At 70.5% G+C, this 25,021-nt stretch carries 19 protein-coding genes; 10 read left to right on the top strand and 9 right to left on the bottom strand.

What is annotated here, in order from left to right; all coding sequences use genetic code 11:
* Nucleotides 1-16: 16 nt before the first annotated feature.
* From J1C47_RS11755 to J1C47_RS11775, 5 genes are all read right to left on the bottom strand, one after another.
* Nucleotides 17-1,606, bottom strand: coding sequence for an ABC transporter substrate-binding protein (locus tag J1C47_RS11755; RefSeq protein WP_207350955.1), 1,590 nt, complete (start codon nucleotides 1,604-1,606; stop codon nucleotides 17-19).
* The gene (locus tag J1C47_RS11760) at nucleotides 1,603-4,089 is read right to left on the bottom strand and encodes a sensor histidine kinase (RefSeq protein WP_207350956.1); all 2,487 of its coding nucleotides are present in this window, start codon (nucleotides 4,087-4,089) and stop codon (nucleotides 1,603-1,605) included. Before J1C47_RS11760 ends, J1C47_RS11755 begins: the two co-directional genes overlap by 4 nt.
* A gap of 300 nt (nucleotides 4,090-4,389) precedes the next feature.
* A complete protein-coding gene (locus tag J1C47_RS11765) occupies nucleotides 4,390-5,103 on the bottom strand; it encodes a response regulator (protein WP_207350957.1) in 714 nt (237 codons plus the stop codon).
* A 4-nt stretch (nucleotides 5,104-5,107) separates the two neighbouring features.
* The gene (locus tag J1C47_RS11770; RefSeq protein ID WP_207350958.1) at nucleotides 5,108-6,832 is read right to left on the bottom strand and encodes a hybrid sensor histidine kinase/response regulator; all 1,725 of its coding nucleotides are present in this window, start codon (nucleotides 6,830-6,832) and stop codon (nucleotides 5,108-5,110) included.
* Between the two features lie 248 nt (nucleotides 6,833-7,080).
* A complete protein-coding gene (locus J1C47_RS11775; protein WP_207350959.1) occupies nucleotides 7,081-7,374 on the bottom strand; it encodes a hypothetical protein in 294 nt (97 codons plus the stop codon).
* A gap of 264 nt (nucleotides 7,375-7,638) precedes the next feature.
* On the opposite strand from J1C47_RS11775, the gene J1C47_RS11780 reads away from it, so the two are divergent.
* On the top strand, nucleotides 7,639-8,448 hold the full coding sequence (locus tag J1C47_RS11780; RefSeq protein WP_207350960.1) for a polysaccharide deacetylase family protein: 810 nt from the start codon (nucleotides 7,639-7,641) through the stop codon (nucleotides 8,446-8,448).
* Nucleotides 8,449-8,450: 2 nt separating this feature from the next.
* Complete coding sequence (locus J1C47_RS11785) at nucleotides 8,451-9,344, top strand: GNAT family N-acetyltransferase (RefSeq protein ID WP_207350961.1); 894 nt, start codon at nucleotides 8,451-8,453, stop codon at nucleotides 9,342-9,344.
* Nucleotides 9,345-9,471: 127 nt separating this feature from the next.
* Here the strand turns inward: J1C47_RS11785 and J1C47_RS11790 are convergent, their stop codons facing one another.
* The gene (locus tag J1C47_RS11790; RefSeq protein WP_207350962.1) at nucleotides 9,472-10,800 is read right to left on the bottom strand and encodes an adenylate/guanylate cyclase domain-containing protein; all 1,329 of its coding nucleotides are present in this window, start codon (nucleotides 10,798-10,800) and stop codon (nucleotides 9,472-9,474) included.
* A 339-nt stretch (nucleotides 10,801-11,139) separates the two neighbouring features.
* Between J1C47_RS11790 and J1C47_RS11795 the strand changes: the two genes are divergently transcribed.
* From J1C47_RS11795 to J1C47_RS11830, 8 genes are all read left to right on the top strand, one after another.
* A complete protein-coding gene (locus J1C47_RS11795; protein ID WP_207350963.1) occupies nucleotides 11,140-12,396 on the top strand; it encodes a glycosyltransferase family protein in 1,257 nt (418 codons plus the stop codon).
* Nucleotides 12,393-13,571 (top strand): glycosyltransferase family 4 protein, encoded by a 1,179-nt coding sequence (locus tag J1C47_RS11800; RefSeq protein WP_207350964.1) that lies wholly within the window; start codon nucleotides 12,393-12,395, stop codon nucleotides 13,569-13,571. Before J1C47_RS11795 ends, J1C47_RS11800 begins: the two co-directional genes overlap by 4 nt.
* Nucleotides 13,572-13,693: 122 nt before the next feature.
* Entirely contained in the window at nucleotides 13,694-14,833 is a 1,140-nt protein-coding gene (locus J1C47_RS11805; protein ID WP_207350965.1) for a glycosyltransferase family protein, read from the top strand.
* A gap of 174 nt (nucleotides 14,834-15,007) precedes the next feature.
* The gene (locus tag J1C47_RS11810; protein WP_207350966.1) at nucleotides 15,008-17,017 is read left to right on the top strand and encodes an ABC transporter ATP-binding protein; all 2,010 of its coding nucleotides are present in this window, start codon (nucleotides 15,008-15,010) and stop codon (nucleotides 17,015-17,017) included.
* On the top strand, nucleotides 17,014-19,713 hold the full coding sequence (locus tag J1C47_RS11815) for an ABC transporter transmembrane domain-containing protein (protein ID WP_207350967.1): 2,700 nt from the start codon (nucleotides 17,014-17,016) through the stop codon (nucleotides 19,711-19,713). Before J1C47_RS11810 ends, J1C47_RS11815 begins: the two co-directional genes overlap by 4 nt.
* A 244-nt stretch (nucleotides 19,714-19,957) precedes the next feature.
* Nucleotides 19,958-20,428 carry a cyclic nucleotide-binding domain-containing protein gene (locus J1C47_RS11820; protein WP_207350968.1) on the top strand — a complete coding sequence of 157 codons (471 nt, stop codon included), beginning with the start codon at nucleotides 19,958-19,960 and terminating at the stop codon, nucleotides 20,426-20,428.
* Nucleotides 20,425-21,249, top strand: coding sequence for an MBL fold metallo-hydrolase (locus tag J1C47_RS11825; RefSeq protein WP_207350969.1), 825 nt, complete (start codon nucleotides 20,425-20,427; stop codon nucleotides 21,247-21,249). Before J1C47_RS11820 ends, J1C47_RS11825 begins: the two co-directional genes overlap by 4 nt.
* A 155-nt stretch (nucleotides 21,250-21,404) precedes the next feature.
* Nucleotides 21,405-22,634, top strand: coding sequence for an adenylate/guanylate cyclase domain-containing protein (locus J1C47_RS11830; protein WP_207350970.1), 1,230 nt, complete (start codon nucleotides 21,405-21,407; stop codon nucleotides 22,632-22,634).
* 119 nt (nucleotides 22,635-22,753) lie between these two features.
* On the opposite strand, the gene J1C47_RS11835 is transcribed toward J1C47_RS11830, so the two are convergent.
* From J1C47_RS11835 to ygfZ, 3 genes are all read right to left on the bottom strand, one after another.
* Complete coding sequence (locus J1C47_RS11835) at nucleotides 22,754-23,269, bottom strand: tyrosine phosphatase family protein (protein ID WP_207351031.1); 516 nt, start codon at nucleotides 23,267-23,269, stop codon at nucleotides 22,754-22,756.
* A 108-nt stretch (nucleotides 23,270-23,377) separates the two neighbouring features.
* Entirely contained in the window at nucleotides 23,378-24,043 is a 666-nt protein-coding gene (locus tag J1C47_RS11840; RefSeq protein WP_207351032.1) for an HD domain-containing protein, read from the bottom strand.
* Nucleotides 24,044-24,129: 86 nt separating this feature from the next.
* Complete coding sequence (gene ygfZ, locus J1C47_RS11845) at nucleotides 24,130-24,981, bottom strand: CAF17-like 4Fe-4S cluster assembly/insertion protein YgfZ (RefSeq protein WP_207350971.1); 852 nt, start codon at nucleotides 24,979-24,981, stop codon at nucleotides 24,130-24,132.
* Nucleotides 24,982-25,021 lie beyond the last annotated feature (40 nt).

The raw sequence follows: 25,021 nt of genomic DNA on the forward strand, positions 1-25,021 counted from the left end.
CGCCGCCTTTCCGGCGTCAGTCGGCAAGGTCCACCGCCGAGAAGTCGTGGAAGCCGAGCGGGCTCGCGACGTAGTTCTCGACCGTTCCGCGCATCGCCGTCAGCTGTTCGGGGCTGGCGATCGGGACGAAGGGCGCCTGTTGCCGGAAGATCTGCTGCGCCTCGCGATAGAGCGCCGCGCGCACGCTCCGGTCGGTCTCCTGCCGGGCCTTTTCGATCAGGCGGTCGTAGCCCGCGTCGCACCAGCGGGCGATGTTGGTGCCGCCGGGCTTTGCCGCCGAACAGCTGAGGAGCGTCGCCGCAAAATCGTCCGGGTCGCCGGTGTCGCCCATCCAGCCGGCGAAGGCGAGGGTGGTCTCGCCGTCCATGAGCCTGCGCCAGTATTCCTCCCAGGGCGCCGATTTCTGCTCGACCTTGATGCCGAGCGGTTCGAGGTCGGCGGCGACCATCAGCGCCATGCGCTTGGCGTCGGGATTGTAGGCCCGGTTCTCGGCCGGATACCACAGGTCGACCTTGAGGCCGGAGGTGACCCCCGCCTCGAGCAGCAGGCGCCGCGCCTCCGCCGGGTCGTAGCCATCCTCCGCCGCCGCGCCGTCGCTCGCCCAGGAGGCCTGCGGCAGCGGGCCGGTGGCGAGGGTGCCGGTTCCCGGATAGATCGCCGCGAGGATCGATTCGCGATCGATCGCCATCGTCAGGGCGCGGCGGACGCGCACGTCGTCGAAGGGCTTGCGGGTGGTATTGACGGCGAGATAGCCGAGGGTCAGCCCCGGCGTCGACAAGAGCCGCAGCGCGCCGTCGGCGGCGATCGCCTCGGCGTCCGCCGGGGCCGGTGCGGCCGCGACGTGGCACTCGCCGCTCCTCAGCTTCTGGAGCCGCGCGGCGGCGGACGGGGTGATCGAGAAGACCAGCGTGTCGAGGGGCGGGCGGCCGTCCCAATGGCCTTCGAAGGCCTGGTAGCGGATGGCGATGCCGGGACGATAGTCGGCGAGGCGGAACGGCCCGGTGCCGATCGGCCGGTCCACGAAGCGCTCCGGCGTTCCCTGCTGGCGCATGCTGTGGGCGTATTCGGCCGACTGGATTGCGTTCAACGGCATGGCGAGGCTGGCGAGGAAGGGCGCCGACGGCGCCTTCAGCCGGAAGCGGACGGTGCGATCGTCCACCGCCTCGACGGATTCGACGTTCTTCCAGATCCCGTCGCCGCGGAACTCGGCGAATTCCCCGGCTTCCGCCGTCCTGTCCGGACGCTGCAGGTCGAAGCTGAAGACGACGTCTGCGGCGTTCATCGGCCGCGTCGGCTTGAACGCCTCGCTCGACTGGAAGCTGACGTCGCCTTGCAGGCGGAACGTGTAGGTCCTGCGGTCGTCGGAGATCGACCAGCTCTCGGCGAGCGAGGGGACGATCTCGGTCGATCCCGGCGCCACCGCGACGAGCGTGTCGAACATCTGCCGGATTGCGTCCATGGCGACGCTCGATGCCGCACGGGACGGCGACAGGGTCTCGGGGCTCGCCTCCGAACAGAAGACCAGCGTCTTCGCGTCCGCCCCCTGTGCCAGGAACGACACGGCGGCGAGAAGGGCGGCGGCGAGACAGCTCTTGCCGGACGTCACGACGACAATGCCTCCTCGCTCGGGCGTGCTTCCCGGGTGGGCCCGGCGGGCTTCGGCCCGCCCTCCGTCGCCTCTGCCGCCTCCGCCGCGGCAGGCGCCTGACGCACCCGCGGAACGTCGATGACGAAGCGCGTGCCGCCGCCGAGCTCGCTCGAGGCGACGATGACGCCGCCGAGGGTCACGGTGACGAGGTTGTAGACGATGTGCAGGCCGAGGCCGGTGGAGCCGGAGCCCCGGCCGGTGGTGAAGAACGGGTCGAAGATGCGGGCGAGATTCTCGCCGGCGATGCCGCGGCCGTCGTCGGCGAAGGTGATGCGCACCCGGTCGTCTCCGTGGCGCCGGATGCCGACGTCGATCCGGCCGCTTTCGCCCGGCCCGAAGGCATGGGCATAGCTGTTGGTCAACAGGTTTGTGAGGACCTGGGAGAGCGCGCCGGGATAGGTCGACATCGCGATGTCCTCCTCGCAGTCGACCGCGACCTCGTGGGGATAGCGCTTGCGCAGCGGGCCGAGGCTGCGGAACAGGTCGGTGACGAACTCGTCCATGCGGAACGACCGCCGCTCGCCGCTCGCCTGGTCGGCGGCGACCTTCTTGAAGCTGCTGACCAGCCCGGCCGCCCGCTCCAGATTGGCGTCGACGAGATCGGCGCCCTCGCCGGTGCGCCGGATGAAGTCGTCGAAGGCCTGTCGGGTCACCTTGCCTTCGGCGGTCGCCTTGCGGAACCGCTCGGTCTCCTCGCGCATCACGGTCGCGGTGGTCACCGCGACGCCGAGCGGGGTGTTGATCTCGTGGGCGATGCCGGCGACGAGCTGGCCGAGCGAGGCGAGCTTCTCGCTCTGGATGAGGTTGCTCTGGGTGCGCTTGAGTTCGGCGAGCGCCCGCTCCGTCTCGTCCTTGGCGACGCGCAGCGCCGCCTCGCGCTTTCCGAGTTCGGCGAGGAAATGGTTGGTGGCGCGGGTCATGCGGCCGATCTCGTCGCCGCGGTCGGCCTCCGGCAACGGGCCGCCGGCAGGGTCGGCGGCGCGCGCCAGCATGCCCTCCTGGAGCCGCTTCAGGGGCTGGGTGATCGACCGCGCCACGGCGAGGCCGAATGCCAAGGCGATGATCAGGCAGATCGCGGCGCTCACGGCGAGGATCTGGCGCGCCGCGCGGCCCGTCGCGTCGGCGTTCTTCGACAGGGTCGCGTTGAGGTTCGAGACCTCGAAGACGATGCCGCTCGAGGCGAAGGCCATGCGCCTCAGGATCGCGTCCTGCGCGGCGAGACCGTCTCGGGCGGCCGACAGCGCCCGGCGCCAGGCGTCGAGGGCGTCGAGCATCTCCGACTGGACGAGCGGCGAGATCGGCAGGCCGGCGATCGCCTCGCGCAGGCTGTCGTTGCCGGCGATCGTCGCCTGGATCGCGCCGCCGTCGCGGCGGCGCATCGCCTCGCGGGTGCGTTCGGACAGCCGGATGGTCTCGACCGCGATGTTCTGGGCCGCCTGTTCCGCGGTCTGCGCCGCCACCACGCTGTCGAGAAGCCCCGCGAAGGACTGCTGCGAGGCCTGGACGGCGCTGCCGTCGACCTTCAGGCAGCGGTCGAGGAAAGCGACCAGCGCATCCGGCTCGTTGCCGGCGCGAAACTGCGCGAGCTTCTCGTCGAAGCCGGCGAGCTTTTCGCCGCGGCCCGCGGCACGGAAGGCGGCGCGGAACGTCTCGGCCGCATTGGCGAGCCGGGCGTCGGCGAGATGGTCGTCCTGTGCCGGCACGATCGCGGCGGCCGGCTGTCCGGCCGTCCCGGCGGCGGGGGCGGCCCCGGCGAGCGTCGGCGGCGCGTCGGCCCTTAGCCGGCGCACCCAGCGGTCGAGAACGGCCTGGCGCATGGCCACGGCCGCCGCCGCGAGGTCGAGCGCGTTGCCCAGCGTCGAATCGCTCTTGCGCAACTGCTCGACGACGCCGGAATTGGCGGACTGCTGGCGGCCGCGCGCCTCCTCGGCGAGGGTGATCAGCCGGTCGAGCCGCGCTTCCATCGAACGGGCCCGCTGGTCGTTCGCGTCGACGGCGATCTCGAGTTCGCCCATCGCCCGGCGGAAGCGTTCGAGAGCCCCGATCGTCGCCGAGATCGCGTCGGCATTGTCCGGGTCGTCGGTCTCGGCGCCGATCTCCGCAAGGCCGGTCGTCGCGGCGCCGATATTGGCCATGAAGGCGCCGAGATGGGTGCTGCGCGAGGCCGGAGCGGCGTCGAGATAGTCGTCGCGCGCGCCCATCGCCAGGACGACGTTGCGAAATGCGGTGGAGACGATCAGCGCGTCGCGCCGCGCGCCGTCGGCGCGGTCGAACAACAGCATCGAGACGACGCCGAGGATCACGGCGAAGACGATCGGGATCGCGCCGACGAGGAACACCCTGCGCGTAATCGTGAGCCGGAAGATGCCGCCAGCCTTTCCCGAAAGCGCGATGTCGATCGCGGCGGGAAGGGGTGCGACGCGAGCGGTCAGGGCGTCCATCGCCACCCGCCCGCTGCCGGCCCCGCCTCAACGCCAGGCGTCGCCAGTGCTTGGAAACGAAACCGCCTCATCCTATCGAAAACGCCGTGCCCGTAAACCCACCCGCCCTCGCGTCGCGGGTCCCGCCGCAGCCGCCCGCAAGGCCTCCGGCTCATATGTCACGACTGTTTCGCGCGCATTTCGTCGATGGGGCGCAGTGTGGCCGAACCGCGGCGTTCCTGCGTCACGCACGGCCGCCCGCTTCGAGACGGCACGACGGGTCCGGGCCCGGCCCCGCCGCAGCGGCGCCGGCGGCGGGGCTCAGTCGGGCGAGAACATGTAGCCGGCGCCGCGCACCGTGCGGATCACCGTCGGCTTGCCGGGGTCCGGCTCGATCTTGCGGCGGATGCGGGTGATCCTGACGTCCACCGCCCGGTCGAACGGCTCGCTGTCGCGGGCGCTGGCGAGATCGAGCAGGCGCTCGCGCGACAGCACCCGCCGGGGATTTTCGGCGAACGCCTTGAGGAGCGAGAATTCGCTGTGGACCAGCGGCTGCTCGTCGCCGTCCTCGCCGCGCAGCGACTGGGCGTCGAGATCGAGCCACTTGGTGCCGAAGCGGATCTCGCGGCGCGGCGTCGCCGGCTCCGCCTCGCGCGGCACGGCTGGGCCGCCGGCGCGGCGCAGCACCGAGCGGATCCGCGCGAGCAGCTCGCGCAGCTCGCACGGCTTGGCGAGGTAGTCGTCGGCGCCGAGCTCCAGCCCGACGACGCGGTCGACGAGGCTCGCCGTCGCCGTCAACATGATCACCGGGACGTCGGTCTCGGCCTTCAGCCGGCGGACGATCGACAGACCGTCCTCTCCGGGCATGTTGAGGTCGAGGACGATGAGGTCGGGCCGCTCGAGCGCCATCTGGTCGCGCATCGCCGCGCCGCCTTCGAGCAGCCGCGTGCAGTAGCCGTTCATGGCGAGATAGTCGCCGATGAGTTCCCGCGTCTCCGGCTCGTCGTCGACGACGAAAATCCTTGGTTCCACCATCGCTTCAGCCTGCCTCCCGGAGCGGCACCAGGATCGAAAAGGTGGCGCCGCCGAGCGAACCCTTTTCCGCGACGACGATCTCGCCCTGATGCAGCTCGACGATCTTCGCGACGATCGACAGGCCGAGCCCGGTCGAGCTCTCGCCCCCCGTCGGCTGCGCCGACAGCCGCTGGAACCGGCCGAACAGCCGGACCATGTCCTGGCTTTCGAGGCCGGGCCCGGAATCGGAGACCGTCACCTTCGCCTGGTTGCCCGCACGCGCGGCCTCCACCTTGATGGTGCCGCCGACGGGCGCGTACTTCATTGCGTTGCTGACGAGATTGTCAATCGCCTCGGCCAGCCGGTCCGGATCGCCGGTGACGCGCAGCGGGCCCTCCACCGTCACGTCGAGGCGCTGCTGCTTCTTCTCGGCGAGCGCCCGGCTGAGTTCGGCGGTGGCGCGGGTGATCGCGGAAAGATCGACGCGCCGCCTGTCGACGGTGATGTCGAGAGCGTCGGCGAGCGCGTCGGCGATCGACATCTCGACGATGCGGGTCATCCGTTCGGCGGAGGCGCGGATGTGGTCGACCTGTCTGGCGAAGCGCTCGCGCAGCGTTCCCTCCAGCGATTCGGTGAGGCTCGTCAGCATCTCGCCCCTGCCGAGGATCACCGCGATCGGGTTCTTCAGGTCGTGGGCGATGGTGCCGAGGATCTCGTTCTTGAAGGCGTTGACGCGCTTCAGCAGCGCCCCCTGCGCCATCAGCCTCTCATTGGCGGAGGCAAGCTCGCGGGTGCGCTTGGCGACGCGTTCCTCCAATTCCTCGTTGGCCTTGCGCAGCTCGTCGTAGAGACGGGCATTGTCGAAGGCGATGGCGAGCTTTGCCGAGAACACCGAGACGAGCGAGACCTGGGTCTCGGAGAGCTCGCTCTCCGTCGCCAGCGCGACGAGGATCTCGGCGCCGCTGCCGGTCTTGACGAACAGGCAGACGAGGCCGTCCTGGCGGATCGGCCGGCCGGCGGCGGCGGCCGCGGCCGCGAATAGCTCGCTGCGGTCGACGCCGCTCTCCTCGAAGGTCTCGAACTTGCCGAGGCCGGCGAGCACCAGCGGCGAGGTGCCGGCGGTCTCGCGCATGATCAGGATGCCGTCGGTCTCGATCTCGAGCAGCGCGCTGATCTGGATGAGGACGCCGTGCGCCAGGGTCTTCAGCGACCGGTCGTCGAACAGCGAGGCGGAGGCGCCGACGATCATCTCCAGGCCGACCCGCGTGTCGTCGAGGCGCTTCAGCTGGTCGTAGCCGCGCAGCGCCGCCGTCAGCGTCGTGAACAGCCGGTCGGCGGTCAGCTCGGTCTTGGCCTTGTAGTCGTTGATGTCGTAGTCGACGACGACCTGGCGTTCCGGCGCCTGGCCCGGCTGGCCGGTGCGCAGGACGATGCGCACGAGTTCGTTCTTCAAATCCTCGCGGATCGCCTTGGCGAGCCTCAGGCCGGCGTCCTCGGTCTCCATCACCACGTCGAGCAGCACAACAGCGGTGTCGGGATGTGCTTTCAGGAGTTCCAGCCCCTCGCGCGCCGAATGGGCGCCGATGATCTCCAGCCCGTAGCCGTGCAGGGCGAAGTGCTGCAGCGCGAACCGCGTGCCCTGATGCACCGCCTCGTCGTCGTCGATGACGGCGAGCTTCCAGCCGGCCTTGACCGGCGTCTGGGCCACCGCGTCCTCGGACTCGGCAAATTCGAGGAAATCTGTCGTCATGGCTCCGTCGTTCGTCGTCCGGTCGATCACGACCCCGGCGTGGAAATTCGTTCTTCGGCTAACGGTCTACGACGGATCATAACCGAGCGTAAGCTCTTGGACCAGCAGATGTCGCGGCGAAACGGTCGGCGCGCGCCCCGGCCGCCCCCAGGGCCGATGCGAGGCGGCCGGCCGGTGTCGCAAATCGATGGTGCCGGTCGCCCGGAAGAAGGCGCGGCCGGGCACCGGCGCCGGCGGGCGGTCTCGCGTCAGCCGGCGCGCCGCTGCGAGTAGCCGGCGGCAAATTCCGCCGCGCGGATCGCCTGCAGACGCTCGTGCCCGGAGACCCGCATGCGCCGGTCGGCGAAGGTGCTCGCCGGCGAGAAGCCGAGGTCGTCGCAGATGCCGGGATCGGCCGCGTCCAGGCTTTCCAGGCGCAGCCGCGCGGGCGCGCGCAGCCGGCGCAGGAGGAAGAGCGCCGCGTCCTTCATCCGCGGGGCGCCGATGCGCGCCGCCGGCGGAACGCTGCGGCGCGCCGAGAGGGGTTCGCAAAGCGTGCTCATGGAGGTATCCAGACCTGTGAAAGGCCCGAGCGGGAAGACCGGTCGGGAGGATGGCAAAATAAACGCCGCGGATTTCACTTCTCTTTCGCGAGCGGTCGATCTGGTTTCACTTCGGTTTCGCTTTGGCGGGAAACATCCGGATCGCGTCACTGCGGCAACCGGGCAATGGAACGGGCAGAGCCGATCGCGCGAGCGGCAGCGATCGATGGACGAGGGAGAGGGCGGCCGGATACGCTCGGTGCGGGCGGCGGTGGCGGAAGAGCGATGCAGTCATTCGACGGACTCGACCAGGAACTGGACCAGTGGTCGGCGGCGGGCCGGACGGTGTCCCTGTGGTGGCGCGACGACGACGCGGTCGCCGCGACGCCGCAGCTGACGCGGCTCGTCGCGATGGCGAGGCGGCACCGCCTGCCCCTGGCGATCGCCGCGGTGCCGGCGCGGATGCAGCCGGATCTCGTCGGGGCGCTTTCGGCGCCGGGGCTGACGGTGCTGCAGCACGGCTATGCCCACATCAACCAGGCGGCGCCCGGCGGACGGGCCGTCGAATGCGGCGGCGACCGCGCCGCCAAGGACGTCTTTTCCGAACTGCGCGACGGGATGCGCGGCCTGATGCGCACCTTCGGGGCGAGCTTCCTGCCGGTGCTCGTGCCGCCGTGGAACCGCATCGACCCGGGCGTCGCCGCGAGCCTTGCCCAGGAGGGCTATCTCGGCCTGTCGAGTTTCGGCCCGCGGCACCACGCCGGCCGCGGCGGCGCCGGTTCGAGCGACGGCGCGCCGCTGATCCTGCCGCCGCGCTGCGCCGCGATCAACGCCCATCTCGATCTTCTCACCTGGAAGGGCGGGCCGGCCTTCGCCGGCGCCGAGAAGCTGATCCGGCTGTTCGCCGAACGGCTGGAGGACCGCCGGCTCGCCCGCACCGATCCGGACGAGCCCTTCGGCATCCTGACCCACCATCTCGACCACGACGAGGCGAGCTGGTCGTTCCTCGAGCGCCTGCTCGGCCGGCTCGGATCGCATCCGGCGATCCGCTTCCAGCCGATCACCACGCTCGTCGCCGAAGCGCCGGTGCGCTGAAGATGGCGGCGCGCGTGCGGCCGGCCGCAGATGGCGACGTCGAGGCGGTCGCCGCCCTGCTGCACGAGCGGATGAACCGGAAGATCCCGGCCGAGACCTGGCGGCTCCTCCTCGACTATCCGTGGCGGCCGCCGGAGGCCGAGCGCGGCTGGCTGGTCGAGGACGGCGCCGCCGTCGTCGGATTCATGGGCACGATCTATTCCGACCGCCCGACGGCGGGCGGCATGCGCCGCTTCTGCGATCTCTCCTCCTGGTACCTGACGGCCGAGCATCGCGGCACCGGGGTCGGGGACGAGCTGCTGCGCGCCGGAATGGCGCGAGCGGGCGTCACCTACCAGACGATGACCGCGCGGCGCGCGACCGGCCGCAAGATCCGGGCGCTGGGCTTTTCGATCCTCGACGAGCGCCGCAGCCTGTTCCGGCCGGGGCAGGGCGACGGCGGGCTCCGGCTGGTCCGCGACCCGGCCGAGATCCGCGAGCGGCTGTCGGAGGCCGAGCGCAGGATCCTCGACGACCATCACGGCCTCGACATCCACCACGGCGTCGTCGAAGCGCCATGCGCGGCCGCGCCGGACGGGGCGGCAAGGCAGGCGGGGCGGGCGACGTGGCTGGTCTGGCAGCGCAAGCTGAAGGGCGCGGCCGTCGCCTATCACGAGGTGCTCCACGCCTCCGACCGCGGCTTCCTCTCCGCCCATGCGGCGGCGATCGCCGACCTCGTCACCGTCGGCGAGAACGCCGTCCTGTCGATCGACCGGCGGATGATGGATCCGGGCGACGATCCCGGCACGATCGAGACGATCCCGCTGCCGCGGTGGTACCGCTCCGAGGACGTTTCGCCCGGCGACGTCTCGCATCTTTATTCCGAAGTGCTGCTGCTCGATCAGAAGCTGCCCTGACGCATTGATCCCGAAAGGTGGGGACCGGCTTTCCAAAAAAGATCATGCGCAGGCGAGGAGAGCGGCCCGGCTGATGAGAGCGAAGCGCAGCGCCTCCCGCTTTGACGCGGCGGATGCATGCCCGGCCTCACGCCACGGCGACCAGGCCCAGCGGTTCGGCGACGCCGGCCACCCGGCAGTCCGGCAGATGACGGAACAGGCGCGGCGGGCGATAGCCTTCCAGGATCGCCGCCTCGAGCGTCGCCGCCGTCGTCAGCGCCGCCGTCGCCTCGACCTTGTTGTGCTTCTCCATCTTGGCGGCGAGGTTCACGGCCTCGCCGATCACCGTGTATTCCAGCCGCGCCTCGTCGCCGAGCGCCGCGAAAATGACCCGCCCGGCCGTCGCCGCCCCGTTGACCGCAAGGCGCGAGCCCGTCGCCATCTGCAGCTCCTCGGTCCATTCCGCTGCCGCCTCGACGATCTCGACGAGGGCCGAGAGCGCGTCGGCGGCCGGCGTCTTGCTCTCGCGCCCCGCGCCGAAGGTCGCCAGCATGCCGTCGCCGAGATATTTGTCGACGATGCCGCCATGCTTCTCGACGACCGGGACGACGATCGCGTGCAGGGAGACCAGCGCGGCGACGACCTCCTTCGGGTCGCGGCCGGCGGCAAAGGCCGAGAAGCCGCGGATGTCGAGGACGACGATGGCGGCGTTGCGCTCGACGCCCTCGCCGGCGACGATCGCCTCCTTCGAGGCGGTGATCGCCGCCTCGACAGGAGCCGGCAGGAAGCGCCGGATCTCGGCCCGCTCGGCCTGTTCGCGGGCGGTCTTCGTCACCAAAGTCCGGGCTCGTGCGACGGCGATGGCGAGGATCGCGGAGACCGCGACCATGACGACGATCTTGTCGATCTCGGCGCCGATGAGGATGCGGGTGCCGTCGACATAGTCGACGAAGCTGCGGGTGATCGCGCCGCTGCCGTCTCTGGCGATCGCCAGAAGAACGAGGCCGAGCCAGCCGAAGGCGGCGACGAGGCCGGTGAGAAGGACCCAGATCGGATCGAATCTGAGGGCCCGCAGCGCGATGAACACGAAGACGTAGAGGACCGTCGGCGCCTTCAGGGAAAAGGCGTGGGGCTGGCCGTATTGCAGGTGGAACGACCAGATCAGCGCATAGAGGAGCGCGACGTCGACGAGCAGCGAGGCGAAGAGGAAGAGCCGCGGCAGGGCGGCGCGGTGCGACAGATAGAGCCTGAGCAGCGTCAGGCCGAGATAGGTGCCGAGACCGACCGGCACGAGGCTCTGCGACATCGAATCGACCGGCTTCGGCGCCACGAAGTAGAGCCCGAGCAGGAACAGAGCGAGGGCGAACTGCACCCAGCCGGTCAGACGTTCGCTGGCGGCGTCGAAGCGCAGGATGTCGGCGGCAACGCGCGAGGGCAGGGCGCCCGACCCGCGCGCAAAGACGAGCCCCTTCAACATTCCGCCCTCCCGGTGTCGCCGCATTTTCTTGCGGCCTTCAGGGCAGCGTTCGCCGGAATTGCCGGCCGTGCAACCATCTCCCTGCGTCAACTCTGTGTGACGAAGGCCGGTGTCGGAATCCGGGAACGGGCGGCGAAAACCGGCCTCGCCGACGCGCTTCGCTTGATCGGGGCGTTGCGACGCAATAGTTAGGGCGATCGTTGCGGGCTGGGCCGAACTGCCGGAAACGGCCGGTCGCGCTCCGACGGGGAAGAATGTGCGTCCGGCAGACGCGGGCAAGGGAGCACGACGCCCGCGGCCGCCCGGAAGGCGTCAATCAGGGCTGCGCCAGGAGTTGCCATGCAGTCTCGCTCTCCACGCATCCTGATCTACAGCCACGATACCTTCGGTCTCGGGCATCTGCGGCGCAGCCGGGTCATCGCCCAGGCGCTCGTCGACCACCGGCCGGAGACCTCGATCCTGATCGTCGCCGGCTCGCCGGTCGTCGGCTCCTTCAGCTTCCCGCCGCAGGTCGACTTCATCCGCGTGCCCGGCGTCGTGAAGCTCGGGGCCGACAGCTACGCGCCGTCCAATCCCGGCCTTTCGATCGAGGATCTCACCGAGATCCGCTCGGCGATCATCACCAAGACCGCCGAGATCTTCGATCCCGACATCTTTCTCGTCGACAAGGAGCCGCTCGGCATGCGCGGCGAGGTGGCCGAGAGCCTCGCCTTCCTGAAGACCACCGGCTGCCGCCTGGTCCTCGGCCTGCGCGACATCATGGACGAGCCCTCCCGGCTCACCGAGGAATGGCAGCGCAAGGGCGCCTTCGCGGCGGTCGAGGAGCTCTACGACGACGTCTGGGTCTACGGCCTGCCGGAAATCTGCGATCCGCTCGACGGAATCGGCGTCTCCGAGCGGGTGCGCCGGCGGGCGGTGTTCACCGGCTACCTGCCGCGGGCGGACGAGCCCTCCGGCGCGCTGCCCGACCACATCCGCATCGGCGAGCGGCCCTTCGTGCTGGTCACCACCGGCGGCGGCGGCGACGGCGCCCGCCTCGTCGACTGGGTGCTGCGGGCCTATGAGAGCGATCCGTCGATCGGCGTTAGGGCGAAGATCGTGCTCGGCCCGTTCATGGAGACCGGCTATGCCAGCGACTTCCAGGCCCGCGCGCGGAAGCTCGACAGCGTCGACCTGATCACCTTCGCCGCGTCGATCGAGCCGCTGTTCGAGCGCGCCGAGGGCGTCGTCGCGATGGGCGGCTACAACACATTCTGCGAGATCCTCTCCTTCGACAAGCCGGCGGTGATCGTGCCGCGCCGCCACCCGCGGCTGGAGCAGTTCATCCGCGCCTCGCGGGCCGAGGACCTCGGCCTCGCCCGCATGCTCCTCGACGACGAGGCCGAGAACGCGGCGATCATGGCGGAGGCGATCCGAATGCTGCCGCGCCAGCAGAAGCCGCAGTCGGCCGAGATCGAGAAGCTGCTCGGCGGGGTCGAGACGATCCGACGGCTCGTCGACGACATCATCGCCGAGCGGCGGCGGGCCCCGGCCGTCCTGCGCGGCACCGGCCCGGCCGAGGCGCAGCGGCAGGTCACTCGCTTCGCGCGGCCATGAGGATCGCATTTCACGCGCCGATGAAGGCGCCGGACGACCCCGTCCCCTCGGGCGACAGGCTCGTCGCCCGGAACCTCGTCGCGGCGCTCGAACGGGGCGGCCACGAGGCGACGCTGGCCGCGCGCTTCAGGAGCTACGACCGCGGCGATCCGGAACGCCAGGCGAGGCTGGAGCTGGTCGGCCGCCGGCTCGCCGGGCGCCTCGTTTGCCGGCTAACTGATCCGGCGCTGCGTCCCGACCTCTGGTTCACCTACCACCTCTATCACAAGGCGCCCGACCATCTCGGCCCGGCGGTCTCTGCGGCGCTCGACATTCCCTATGTGGTCGCCGAAGCCTCGGTGGCGGGAAAGCAGCGCGGCGGACCCTTCGACCGGGGCTTTCGCGCCAGCCTCGCCGCCCTTGCGCGGGCCGACCTCGTGGTCACGCTCAACCCGGGCGACGCGGCGGGCGTCGCGCCGCATCTGCGCCCGGGGGTTGCGATGCTGTCGCTGCCGCCGTTCATCGACGGTGCGCCTTTCGCCGCGGCCCGCCGCGACCGCGAGGCGGCCCGCGCGGAGCTGGCGCGGCGGTTCACCCTCGACACGGGGCGGATCTGGCTGGTCGCGGCGGCGATGATGCGGGCCGACCAGAAGCTCGCCTCCTACCGCCTCCTCGCAGACGCCCTCGGGGGGCTTGGCGGCGCGCCGTTCGAACTCCTCGTCGCCGGCGCCGGTCCCGCCGAGGCGGCGGTGCGCTCCGCCTTTGCCGATGCCGGGATCAAGGCGCATTTCCTCGGCGAGGTTCCGGCCGGCGCGATGCCGGCGCTCCTTGCCGCGTCGGACCTCTATGTCTGGCCGGCGGTCAAGGAAGCCTTCGGCATGGCGCTGATCGAGGCGCAGGCCGCCGGGCTCCCTGTGGTCGCTGGCGCGAGCCCCGGCGTTGCGAGCGTCGTTGAGCATGACGCGACGGGCCTCCTCGTTCCCCCCGGCGACGCCGCGGCCTTCGGCGCCGGCGTCGCGTCGCTCCTTAATCCGCGGCGGCGGGCGGAATTTTCCGCGGCGGCAAGGCGGCGGGCGCTCGCGACCCACGACATCGCCGGGGCCGCCGCACGGCTCGGCGCCGCGCTTTCCGAGACATGCGAAAGTTTCCGGGCCGCCCGGTCCCTGCCCCGATTTCTGCCCCGGTCGCTGCATTGAAAGCTTGACCCCGAACCGTGGGAACGAATTTCCGGAACGGATCATGCGCAAACAAAAAGGTGAGCAGGATGACCGGCGGAGCTCGCCCCATCCTTCTCCGGAACTCTCGAAAGGCCGTCCGCATGCGGGTCCTGTTTCACGTGCAGCATCTTCTCGGCGTCGGGCACCTGCGCCGCGGCGAACTGATCACCCGGGCGCTCGCCGCCCGCGGCATCGAGGTCACCGTCGCGCTCGGCGGCCATCCGATGCCGCAGATGCCGTTCCGCGAGGCGACGGTCGTCCAACTGCCGCCGGTGTCGATCCGCGGCGCCGACTTCAAGGTCCTCTACGACGATGACGGCGCGCCGATCACCGAGGCGTGGAAGACGGCACGCAGCCGGGCGCTGATCGAGGTCTACGAGGCGGCGCGGCCGGACGTCGTCCTGATGGAGATGTTCCCCTTCGGCCGCTGGCGCTTCCAGTTCGAACTCGTGCCCCTGATGCAGCGGGCGGGCCGCGACGCGCCGCGGGTGAAGTGCGTCACCTCGGTGCGCGACATCCTGGTGAAGACCAAGCATCCGGAGCGGGCCGAACACGCCGCGAAGCTCGCCCGGGCGCATCTCGCCGCCGTGCTCGTCCATTCCGATCCGGCACTGTTCACCTTCGGCGAGACCTATCCCCATGCCGAAGAGATCGAAGACCTCGTCACCTATACCGGCTACGTCACCGAGGCGGCCGAGCGCGGGCCGGTCGAGCCGAACGGCGAGGTGGTGGTCTCGGCCGGCGGCGGCGCGGCGGCCGGTACGCTGCTGCGGACCGCGCTTCAGGCCCGCGAACTCTGCCCGCCGAAAATCCGCGACCGTGTCTGGCACGTCCTGGCCGGCGCGCGGGCGAGCGAGGCGGACTTCGAGGCGCTGACGGCCCTTGCCGACGAACGCACCGTCGTCGAGCGCTTCTCGCCGCGCTTCCAGGCGCTGCTCGACGGCGCGGCGCTGTCGGTCTCCCAGGCGGGCTACAACACGGTGATGAACCTGATGCGGGCGAAGATCCCGGCGGTCGTCGTGCCCTATGACGACGGCGAGGAGACCGAGCAGGCGTTCCGCTCGGCAAGGATGCAGGAACTCGGCCTCCTCGAAGTGGTGGAGGGGGCGGCTCTCTCGCCCCAGAGCCTCGCCGCGGCGCTCGTGCGGGCGGATGCGGCGCGCGGCCGCCCGGCGCCGGCCATCGACCTCGAAGGCGCCGATGCGACGGCAGGGGCGATCGAGCGGCTGATCCGGGGGTGACGGGGCCTGCCCCGCAAAGGCCGTCGGCGATGCCCTCCGGCGCCGGCCATGCGACAAGGAACGCAGGAGATTCCTCTGGCGAAGCGGCGGCACTGTCGTGATAATGCGGCCCGCGGCCTCCGCAGGGGGAGGCCTGCTCCGCCTTGCGGCGGCAACGTCTGGGGAAACGGCTTCATGAGTGACGCAGCGGTGCTTTCGGCCTCGGCATCGCCGTCGGTTCCGGCCGACACGCCTCGTGCGGCAGCCGCGCTCCTGGCGATCGACGATCTGTCGGTCGAGTTCCGCTCCATGGCCGGCGTCACCAAGGCGGTCTCCGGCCTGTCGATGGCGATCATGCCGGGCCGCACCGTCGCGCTCGTCGGCGAGTCCGGCTCCGGCAAGTCGGTGACCTCCCAGGCGATCCTCGGCCTCCTGCCGAAGAACGGCGTCGTCACCTCCGGCCGCATCCTGTTCCGCGACGCCGAGCTCGGCACCGTCGACCTCGCCGCGATCCCCCGTGCCTCGCCGCAGTTCCGCTCGATCCGCGGCCGCTCGATCGCCATGGTCTTCCAGGAGCCGATGACGGCATTCTCGCCGCTCCACACCCTCGGCGACCAGATCGGCGAGATGGCCGCCGCCCATCGCGGCGCCTCGAAGGCCGAGATCCGCGCGCTGACGGCCGAGACGCTGCGGCTCGTCCGCTTTCCCGAGCCGGAGCGGGCGATGCGGATGTATCCGTTCGAACTGTCGGGCGGGCTGCGCCAGCGCGCGATGATCGCCATGGCGCTGATGTGCCGGCCGCCACTGCTGATCGCCGACGAGCCGACGACCGCCCTCGACGTCACCCTGCAGGCCCAGATCCTCAAGCTCGTCAAGGATCTGCAGGGCGAGCTCGACATGGCGGTGCTGCTGATCACCCACGATCTCGGCGTCGTCGCCAACCTCGCCGAGGAGGTCGTGGTGATGCATCACGGCCGGATCGTCGAATCCGGCCCGGTCGAGACGATCTTCACCCGGCCGACCCATCCCTATCTCGTCTCGCTGATGAAGGCGGTGCCGGACTTTTCCGACGCCGAGCAGCGCCGGCTGAAGCCGATCCGCGAGATCCGCATCGACGCCGACGCGCTGGTCAGGCCGAAGGCGAGCGGGCCGGTGGGCGAGCCGATCCTCGAGGCGCGGGGGCTGCAGAAGAGCTTCTCGCTGCGCGGCGACCGCCGGCTCGTCGGCCGCGCCCCGGCCCGGGTGATCCGCGCGCTCGCCGACGTGTCTTTGACGGTGCGCCGCGGCGAATGCCTCGGCCTCGTCGGCGAATCGGGCTCCGGCAAGACGACGCTGGCGCGGGCGCTGATGCGGGCGGTGCCGGTCGATGCCGGCGAGATCGTGCTTCACGGCGACGAGGGGCCTGTCGACCTCGTCTCGGCCGACCGCGAGGCGATGTTCAAGGTCAGGAAGCGCATGCAGTACGTCTTCCAGGACCCGTTCTCCTCGCTCGATCCGCGCATGACCGTCGGGGCGATCCTCGCCGAGCCGCTGGAGATCCACGAGGTCTGCGCGCCGGGCGAGCGCCGCGAGCGCGTCGAGCGTCTGCTGTCGGCGGTCGGTCTCGAGCCGAGCTTTTCCGCCCGCTACCCGCACAGCTTTTCGGGCGGCCAGCGCCAGCGGATCGGCATCGCGAGGGCGCTGGCGCTCGAGCCGGAACTCCTGATCTGCGACGAGCCGGTGGCCGCGCTCGACGTCTCGGTTCAGGCCCAGATCCTCAACCTCCTGAAGGATCTGCAGAAACTGTCGGGCCTCACCTACATCTTCATCACCCACAATCTCGCGGTGGTGAACCACATCGCCGACCGCATCGTGGTGATGTGCGACGGCGCGATCGTCGAACTCGCGCCGCGGGCCGAGCTGTTCCGCCGGCCGCTGCACCCCTACACCAAGCTGCTGATCGACGCGGTGCCGCATGCCGATCTCGCCCGACCGCTCGACTTCTCCAACCTGCCGGAGGCCGGGCTGATCGGCCGCCGCAACTGGCCGGAACCCTTCACCGTGCGGCCGGACCGGCCGCTGCCGCCGCTCCGCGAGGTGCGGCCGGGGCATTTCGTCAGGGCCTCGAGCCTCGACGGTATCGAGGGTATCGACCAGCCGGCGGACCCGGCGGGCGTCGCGAGCCAGGTCGCCCGGGCGGTGGCCTCGCTGGAGACGCCGGCATGAAGCCTGCGGACCATCTCGACGAGAGCGTGTTTCGCTATGTCTGGCGCTATACCAGGCGCCAGCAGCTCTGGCTGTTCGGCGTCCTCGCGGTGTCCCTGCCGCTCTACTACCTGACGCTCGACCTGCCGAAGCGCATCGTCAACGGTCCGATCCAGGGCGACTGGCAGGCCGGCCAGACCCAGACGCTGTTCGCCTTCTCGATTCCGCTGCCGGGCTTTCTCGGCGGCGGGTCGCTGCCGCTCTCACCCGGCTTCGAGCTCGACCGGCTCGGCGTCCTCTTCGCCCTGTCGATGACCTTCCTGTTCTTCGTCGTCGTCAACGGGCTCTTCAAGTTCTACATCTCGACCTACAAGGGCAAGCTCGGCGAGCGGCTGCTGCGGCGGCTGCGCTACCAGCTCGTCGACCGGGTCATGCGGTTTCCCACCGGCCGCTTCAGGCATGTGCGCGGCTCCGAGATCGCCTCGATGATCAAGGACGAGACCGAGCCGGTCGGCGGTTTCGGCGGCAGCGCCTTCGCCGACCCGGCGCTGCTCCTCAGCCAGGCGCTGACGGCGCTGTTCTTCATCGTGCTGCAGAACTTCTGGCTCGGGCTGGTCGCCGGCGTCGTGGTGCTGATCCAGATCCTGCTCATCCCGCGGCTGCGGCGCCGCCTCGTCGTCCTCGCCCGCTCGCGCCAGCTCACCGCCCGTATCCTCTCGGGGCGGATCGGCGAAGTGGTCGAGGGCATCGCCTCGATCCGCACCAACGACACCTCCAATTTCGAGCGTGCCGAGCTCGGCGAGCGGCTCGGCAAGATCCTCAAGATCCGCTACGATTTCTACCAGTGGAAGTTCTTCGTGAACTTCCTCAACAACCTCATCTCGCAGATGACGCCGTTCATCTTTTATCTCGGCGGCGGCTATCTGGTGATCACCGGGCGACTCGACATCGGCCAGCTCGTCGCCGTCATCGCCGCCTACAAGGACCTGCCGTCGCCGCTCAGGGACCTGATCGCCTGGGACCAGTACCGGGTCGACGTGCAGTCGAAATACGCCCAGATCCGCGAGCAGTTCGTCGTCCCCGACCTGATTTCGGCCGATGTGCAGAAGGTCTCCTTCGACACGCCGCCGAAGCTCGACGGCGAGGTGACGGTCACCGGCCTCAGGATCAGCGACGATTCCGGCAACGACCTGCTCTATTCGACGACGCTGAAGATCGCGCCGGGCGAGGTGGTGGCGGTGAACGGGCCGCCGGGCGGCGGCGGCGAGTATCTCGCCGAGGCGCTGGTGCGGCTGGTGCAGCCGGCAGGCGGGCGCATCGCCTTCGCGGGGACCGCCCTCGATTCCATGCCCGACGCCATTCCCGGCCGCCGCCTGGGCTATTCGGCCTCCGGGCTCTACCTGCCGCAGATGACCATCCGCGACGCGCTGACCTACGGGCTGAAGCACGTGCCGGTCCGGCGGACCGAGCGCAGCGGCCGCTCCGAGGCGGACCGCCTCGCCGAGGCGCGGCTGTCGGGCAACATCGACCTCGACATCCGCGACGACTGGATCGACTACGAGGCGGCCGGCGTCGAGGGGCCGGAGGCGCTGCCGCGGCGGCTCGCCGAAGTGCTCGACGTCGTCGAGCTGAAATCCGAGATCGCCCGCTTCGGCCTGCGCGGCAAGCTGCCCGAGAGCCTCTCCGAAACCACCGCCGACCAGATCCTGAACGCCAGGGCGAAGTTCCGGCAGCTGTTGATCGAGGGCGGCGACGAGGACTATTTCGAAGGCTTCGACCGCAACCGCTATTCCGAATATGCCAGCGTCTTCGAGAACCTCGTCTTCGGCACGGCCGATCCCGAGGCCGACGCCGAGCGGCCGCTGGCCGAACGCAGTTCGGTGAAGGCAGCGCTCGAGGCGAGCGGCCTCGACGAGCGGCTGTCGACCATGGGGCGGCAGATCGCCGAGACGCTGATCGAGATCTTCGGCGACCTTGCGGCCGACAACCCGCTGCTCGACGACATCGACCTGATGGCGCCGGACGACGTCGAGACCTATCGCGCCGCCCTGCGGCGCATCGACGGCGGCAAGCGCGACGAGCGGGACGTGCGCGCCTTCCAGCGCCTTGCCTTCGGCTATGTCGAGCCGCGGCACCGGCTCGGCCTTCTCGACGAGCCGCTGAAGCAGGCGATCGTTGCGGCGCGCGACCAGTTCAGCGAAGGCCCCGCCGCCGACCTCGCCGGGGCGGTCTCGCTGCACGACCCGGCCGGCGTCAACCGGGCGGCGAGTCTGCAGGACAACATCCTGTTCGGGCGCATCGTGACCCGCTACGCCGAGGCGCCGGGGCGGATCAACGCCGTCCTGACCGAGACGCTGCGCGAGACCGGCCTGTTCGAGGTGGTCTTCGACATCGGCCTTGCCTTCGACATCGGCAGCGGCGCCAAACGGCTTTCCGCCGGCCAGCAGCAGAAGCTGACCCTGGCGCGGGCGCTTCTGAAGCGCCCCGATCTCCTGGTGCTCAACCGGCCGCTCTCGGCGCTCGACGGCGACAGCCAGCGCCGCATCGCGCGGGCCGTCATCGACAGCCGCGAGAGGCTCGCCGTCCCCACCCAGACGATCGTCTGGGTGCTCGCCCATGCCGATCATGCCGACCTCTTCGAGCGCACCATCGAATTCAGCGAAGGGCGGATGCGGGAAGCTGCCGGCGCGGAGGAAACGCCGATGGAGGTGATGTGACCGGAACTTGCGAGACCGTCTCCGGGGTCGGCCAGCCGGCCACGCAGCCCGCTCTTGCTGCGGCGCGCCCGGCCGTGCGAAGCTGCCGCGACGTCTGCGCCGGCGCGTGCGACGCGCCGCCGGTCGATGGCCGCCGCAGGCGGCCGACCGGCCCATGCGCGACCGGCTTCGCCGGGACGGCGCAGTCGCGACGCGAAAACGGATTGTTGGTTCTGCTCGCCCGGTCAAGTCGAGGTCGAAGACGATGCTTCTGAAGTCCGAAATCGACCTTTTGAGGGCGGTGCCGCTGTTCGCCGGCATCGAGCCGAGCCGGCTGAAGCTGATCGCCTATACGGCCGAGACGGTGATGTACCGGGAGGGGCAGGTGGTCTGCCGGCAGGGCGAGCGCGGCGACGCGGCCTTCGTCCTGATGGAGGGGGAGGCGGACGTGTCGATCGCCTCGGACGGCGGGGATTTCGTCGTCGCGCATCTGAAGACCGGCGACGTCGTCGGCGAGATTGCCATCCTGTGCGACGTGCCGCGCACCGCGACGGTGACGGCGAAGACCAGGCTGTCGGCCCTCAGGGTGCGCAAGGACGCGTTTCTGCAGCTGCTCCGGCAGTTTCCCGAGGTCGCGGCCGAGGTGATGCGCGGTCTCGCCGAAAGGCTGAGCCACACCAATGCCGAGCTGGTCCGGGCCCGCAACCTCGCGGCCGGACAGGGCGGCCCGCGATGAGCCGTTTTTCGGCGACGGTCTGGGGAGCGCGCGGCTCGATCCCGGCGCCGGCCGCCGCCAACACCCGCTTCGGCAGCGACACCAGCTGCATCGAGCTGCGCTGCGGCGAACGGGTGATCTTCCTCGACGCCGGCACCGGCATCGTGCCGGCCGGGCGCAGGCTCTACGAGGCGAAGCGGTTCTGCTTCGACATCCTGCTCACCCACTGCCACTTCGACCACATCATGGGCCTGCCCTTCCTGCTGCCGCTCTACAAGGACCACGTGACGGCGCGGATCTTCGCCGGCCACCTCCTCGACGGCACGACCTGCCGGGAGATGGTGGAGGGCTTCATGTGCCCGCCCTACTTTCCGGTGAAGCCGAAACAGTTCGCCGCGCGGATCGACTATTGCGATTTCCGGCCGCCCGACACCGTCGACCTCGGCGACGGCATCCTCGCCCGGACCTTCCGGCTCGACCATCCGAACGGGGCGGTGGGCTACCGCATCGACCACGACGGGCGCTCCTTCTGCTACATCACCGACACCGAGCATCAGCCGGGGGTGATCGACGAGGCGCTGGTCGCCTTCGTCGCCGGCGCCGACGTGATGGTCTACGACTGCACCTATACCGACGACGACTTCGCGCGCTTCAGGGGCTTCGGCCATTCGACCTGGCAGCACGGCGTCCGGCTGTGCCGGGCTGGAAAGGTCGAGCGGCTCGTCATATTTCACCACGACGTCTCGCGCACCGACGACTGGCTGGAAGCGCTGGCCGAAGAGGCACGGGCGGAATTTGCCGGCGCCGTCGTCGCGCGCACCGGGCTGACGCTCTCGCTCTGAGCCGTCGCCCGAGGCGGCCCGGGCAGCCGGGGCCAGACTCGCAGCGATGCCCGCCGGCGTCCCGTCCGGTCCCGGACCGCCCTGCTTCAGCGGGCTTCGGGGGGTGGGCGGACGAGATTGAGATCGCTCTCGACATCAGATGAAAGGGCAGGCGCATGGGGCTCGCCGATCAGGTCAACGAATGGCTCCTGAGCGAGGCGCTCGGCGAGCCGAAGCTCGAAGACATCTTCTATCGCCTGTGCATCAAGCTGCTCGGCATCGGCGTGCCGATCTCGCGGGCGCGGCTCAACTGGCCGACGCTGCATCCCCTGTTCAGGGCCGAGATGATCTCGTGGAACCGCCACGACACGCGGGCGACGCTCGACCATTTCAACCATCAGGACTCCAACACCGAGGCCTGGCAGGCGAGCCCGCTGCGCCACATGCTGGAAAACGACCTGAGGATCCTGCGCCGGCGGCTCACCGGCCCCGGCAGGCTGGTCGACTTCCGGCTGCTCGAAGAGCTCGCGGCCAGCGGCTTCACCGACTATCTGGCGCTGAGAACGGCGTTCAGGCAGCCGGGGAAGGGCGTCGACGACACCGGCACCGGCGTCATCGTCATCTGGGCCTGCGACCGGGAGAACGGCTTCACCGAGGAGGACCTCGCGACGCTGCAGGCGATCCAGCGAAGCCTTGCCCTCGTCTGCAAGTCGATCATCCAGCAGCAGATCACCACCAACATCGTCGAGACCTATCTCGGGCGTCAGGCCGGGCGCAGCGTGCTTGAAGGCAACATCCGGCTCGGCGACGGGGCGACCACCAAGGCCCTCGTCTGGTATTCCGACCTGCGCGGTTCGACCCACCTGACGGCGAAGCTCGCCAGCGAGGATTTCCTGGCGCTGCTCAACGACTATTTCGAATGCGCCGCGCGCCCGGCGATCCGTGCCGGCGGCGAGGTGCTCGCCTTCATCGGCGACGCCGTGCTCGTGGTCTTCCCGATCGAGAACCGGGCGGAGGGCGAGGCGCTCTCGGCGAAGATCCTGCAGGCGGTGACGGAATCCTTCGCGATGCGCGACAGCGTCAACGCCGCGCGCCGCGCCGCCGGGCGCGACGAGATCGGCTTCGGCATCGGCCTCAACGTCGGCAAGGTGGTGTTCGGCAACATCGGCGTGCCGGAGCGCCTCGCCTTCACCGTCATCGGCTCGACGGTGACCGAGGTCGAGAGGATCGAGAAGCTGACGAAGGCCATGGACACCAACGTCCTCGCCACCCGGCGCGTCGCCGATCTGGTGCCCGGCCGCTGGCAGTCGGTCGGCGCGCACGCCCTCGACGGGGTCGAGGGCCCGATGGAGCTGTTCATCCCGCTCGACTGCGGCATGGCGGCGATCCGCGCCGCGGCGGAGTAGCGACCGATCCCGAAGCCCGGAACCGGCATTCGGCGAAGATCATGCGCATGCGTCAAACCGATGAGGCGCGTCTCGTCACGCCAAAAGCCTCGACGGTGGCTTTTTGGGGGCCGCCCGCCTCAGAGCGTCAGCGGCAGGACGAAGGGCGTGCCGGCGAAGGCGGTCTCGCCGCGGCCGATCGCCTCGATCGCCGCGACCATGCGTCCGCCGCGGCCGAGCCTCTCGTCCGCCAGCGCGACGAGGCGGACGTTCGGCGTCGCCGAGGGCGAACGGCGCCTCAGTTCGTGCGCCAGCGCCGCCTCGTCGAGCTCCGGATTGATGGCGAGGGCGAGGATGTAGGCCGCGGCCGTCGAGCGGCTGATCCCGGCAAAGCAATGCACCGCGAGCGGCTTTTCGCGGCTCCAGCGGCTACCGAAGTCGATCAGCGTCTCGACATGCGTGCTCGACGGGGCGACGAAGCCGTCGATCGGCGCGGCGATGTCATTGAAGCCGAGGAAGAGATGGCGCGGCGCCGCGATGCCGGCGGGCCGCTCGACGCGGGTTTCGGCGTTGATCAGGGTGACGAGGTCGAGGGCGCCGTGTTCGGCGACCGTCTTCGGCATGTCGGCGAGCGAGGAGACGACGAGATAGCTCATGGCGAGGCTATAGGGCGAAGCGGCCGCGAAGGCCAGCGCCCGCCCACGTCGCCGGCCCACGTCGCCGGCCCTCGTCACGGGCCGCGATGCCCGGCGCAGCGATCCGCCTCAGCCGGTCTTCCGGCCGGACGGTCCGGCACCGTCCGCCAGCGTTTCCGCCTTGCCGCTGGCCTTGCCGGGCGCCTCGCCCGCCGGCCGCCGCGGTGCATTTGCGGGGGTCAGTTCCGCGTCGAGCGCGGCGAAGCGGGCGAGGAACGCCGCCTCCATCGCCTTGGCCGGCTGCGGCGCGAATTCGGCCGGATCGCAGGTCGCGCGGCCCGGCTCGCCGAAGAAGCGCGCCGCCTCCCGCGCCTCGAAACCGGCGAGCAGCGTCGCCTCGAAATAGGCCGAGACGCGGTCGGCCGCCTTGATCGCCCGGGCGATCTCGGCGGGCAGGTCCCCCGGCAGGCCGAAGCGCATGTGGATCGCCGCCTGCAGCCGCTTCTCGACCGCCTTGTAGTCGCCGCCCATCACCGCCTTGAAGGGCGAGATCATGTCGCCGACGACATATTCCGGCCCGTCGTGCAGGAGGGCTGCGAGCCGCCAGCGGGGATCGGGCTCCCGGGCCGCGACGAGGCGCTCGACGATCAGCGAATGCTGGGCGACGGAAAAGGCGAAGTCGCCGGTCGTCTGGCCGTTCCAGCGGGCGACGCGGGCAAGGCCATGGGCGATGTCGGCGATCTCGACGTCGAGCGGCGAGGGGTCGAGGAGGTCGAGCCGGCGGCCGGAGAGCATCCGCTGCCAGACCCGCGGGGCCGGCCGATCCCGCGCGGCGGCCCGGCGCGAGCCCCCGGCGCCGGCATTGCTGTTGCGGGTTTCTCTCATGCGGCGTCGCCGGCTTCGTCCTCGCCTGCCGCGGGGATGCGGTAGCCGGCATAGGAGGGGATCGCCAGCGCCGCCGGCACGCCCTCGACCGTCACCGCCGCGCCGCGGGCGGCGGCCTTCGCCAGCCGGTCGAGCCGGACCATCGCGAGACCTGCCGCATCCTCGACCGCCAGCAGCGTGCCGACCGGCTTGTCCGCGGCCATGATCTCGGCGGCTCCGGCGAGCGGCGTCTCGGCCCGCACCAGCATCAGCCGCCGGCGCGCCGTGCCGCGATGCTGCATGCGCGACACCACCTCCTGGCCGACGAAGCAGCCCTTCTTGAAGGAGACGCCGCCGGTGAAGTCCATCAGGACGTCGTGGGGAAACATCTCGGACTGCGGGTAGTCCGCGCCGAGTTCGGCGACGCCCCGGCCGATCCTGAGGACCCGGAACGCCTCGGCCGGCACGGCCTCGGGGCCGGGCGGAACGGCGCCATAGGCTCGCTGGACGTCGCCACCCGGAAAGCGGCGGTCGACCAAGCCGTCGGCCGCCTTCGCCCCGTCCCACAGCGCGAGGACCGCCTCGTCGCTCTCCTCGATGGCGATCTTGCGCCGCAGCCGGTAGAGCGCGAGGCGCTTCTTCAGCTCGGCCCGCAAGCCCGCCGGGCCGTCGAGGCGAACGCCCCCCTCGATGCGGCTGATCAGGAACTCGAACAGGATCTTGCCCTGCGGCGTCAGAAGCGCCGCCGGAGCGGCCGCGTCGGGCCCGACCGCCGCAAGGTCGGCGGTGACGATCCCTTGCAGGAACTCTTCGGTCTCGGGGCCGGTCAGATGCAGCGTCGCGCGGTCACAAAGGGCGGCAATGGGCATGGGCTGGCTCGTCACGCTTAAGGACTTGATCCGACATTCG

Origin of the sequence: Jiella sonneratiae (genome assembly GCF_017353515.1) — a bacterium.
Lineage (GTDB): Bacteria > Pseudomonadota > Alphaproteobacteria > Rhizobiales > Rhizobiaceae > Jiella > Jiella sonneratiae.

Coding starts and splice junctions, on each gene's coding strand:
- J1C47_RS11830 (WP_207350970.1), top strand. CDS start 21,405: ATGGGGCTCGCCGATCAGGTCAACGAATGGCTCCTGAGCGAGGCGCTC.
- J1C47_RS11775 (WP_207350959.1), bottom strand. CDS start 7,374: ATGAGCACGCTTTGCGAACCCCTCTCGGCGCGCCGCAGCGTTCCGCCG.
- J1C47_RS11820 (WP_207350968.1), top strand. CDS start 19,958: ATGCTTCTGAAGTCCGAAATCGACCTTTTGAGGGCGGTGCCGCTGTTC.
- J1C47_RS11780 (WP_207350960.1), top strand. CDS start 7,639: ATGCAGTCATTCGACGGACTCGACCAGGAACTGGACCAGTGGTCGGCG.
- J1C47_RS11770 (WP_207350958.1), bottom strand. CDS start 6,832: ATGACGACAGATTTCCTCGAATTTGCCGAGTCCGAGGACGCGGTGGCC.
- J1C47_RS11840 (WP_207351032.1), bottom strand. CDS start 24,043: ATGCTCTCCGGCCGCCGGCTCGACCTCCTCGACCCCTCGCCGCTCGAC.
- J1C47_RS11765 (WP_207350957.1), bottom strand. CDS start 5,103: ATGGTGGAACCAAGGATTTTCGTCGTCGACGACGAGCCGGAGACGCGG.
- ygfZ (WP_207350971.1), bottom strand. CDS start 24,981: ATGCCCATTGCCGCCCTTTGTGACCGCGCGACGCTGCATCTGACCGGC.
- J1C47_RS11795 (WP_207350963.1), top strand. CDS start 11,140: ATGCAGTCTCGCTCTCCACGCATCCTGATCTACAGCCACGATACCTTC.
- J1C47_RS11810 (WP_207350966.1), top strand. CDS start 15,008: ATGAGTGACGCAGCGGTGCTTTCGGCCTCGGCATCGCCGTCGGTTCCG.
- J1C47_RS11760 (WP_207350956.1), bottom strand. CDS start 4,089: ATGGACGCCCTGACCGCTCGCGTCGCACCCCTTCCCGCCGCGATCGAC.
- J1C47_RS11785 (WP_207350961.1), top strand. CDS start 8,451: ATGGCGGCGCGCGTGCGGCCGGCCGCAGATGGCGACGTCGAGGCGGTC.
- J1C47_RS11815 (WP_207350967.1), top strand. CDS start 17,014: ATGAAGCCTGCGGACCATCTCGACGAGAGCGTGTTTCGCTATGTCTGG.
- J1C47_RS11800 (WP_207350964.1), top strand. CDS start 12,393: ATGAGGATCGCATTTCACGCGCCGATGAAGGCGCCGGACGACCCCGTC.
- J1C47_RS11805 (WP_207350965.1), top strand. CDS start 13,694: ATGCGGGTCCTGTTTCACGTGCAGCATCTTCTCGGCGTCGGGCACCTG.
- J1C47_RS11835 (WP_207351031.1), bottom strand. CDS start 23,269: ATGAGCTATCTCGTCGTCTCCTCGCTCGCCGACATGCCGAAGACGGTC.
- J1C47_RS11790 (WP_207350962.1), bottom strand. CDS start 10,800: ATGTTGAAGGGGCTCGTCTTTGCGCGCGGGTCGGGCGCCCTGCCCTCG.
- J1C47_RS11825 (WP_207350969.1), top strand. CDS start 20,425: ATGAGCCGTTTTTCGGCGACGGTCTGGGGAGCGCGCGGCTCGATCCCG.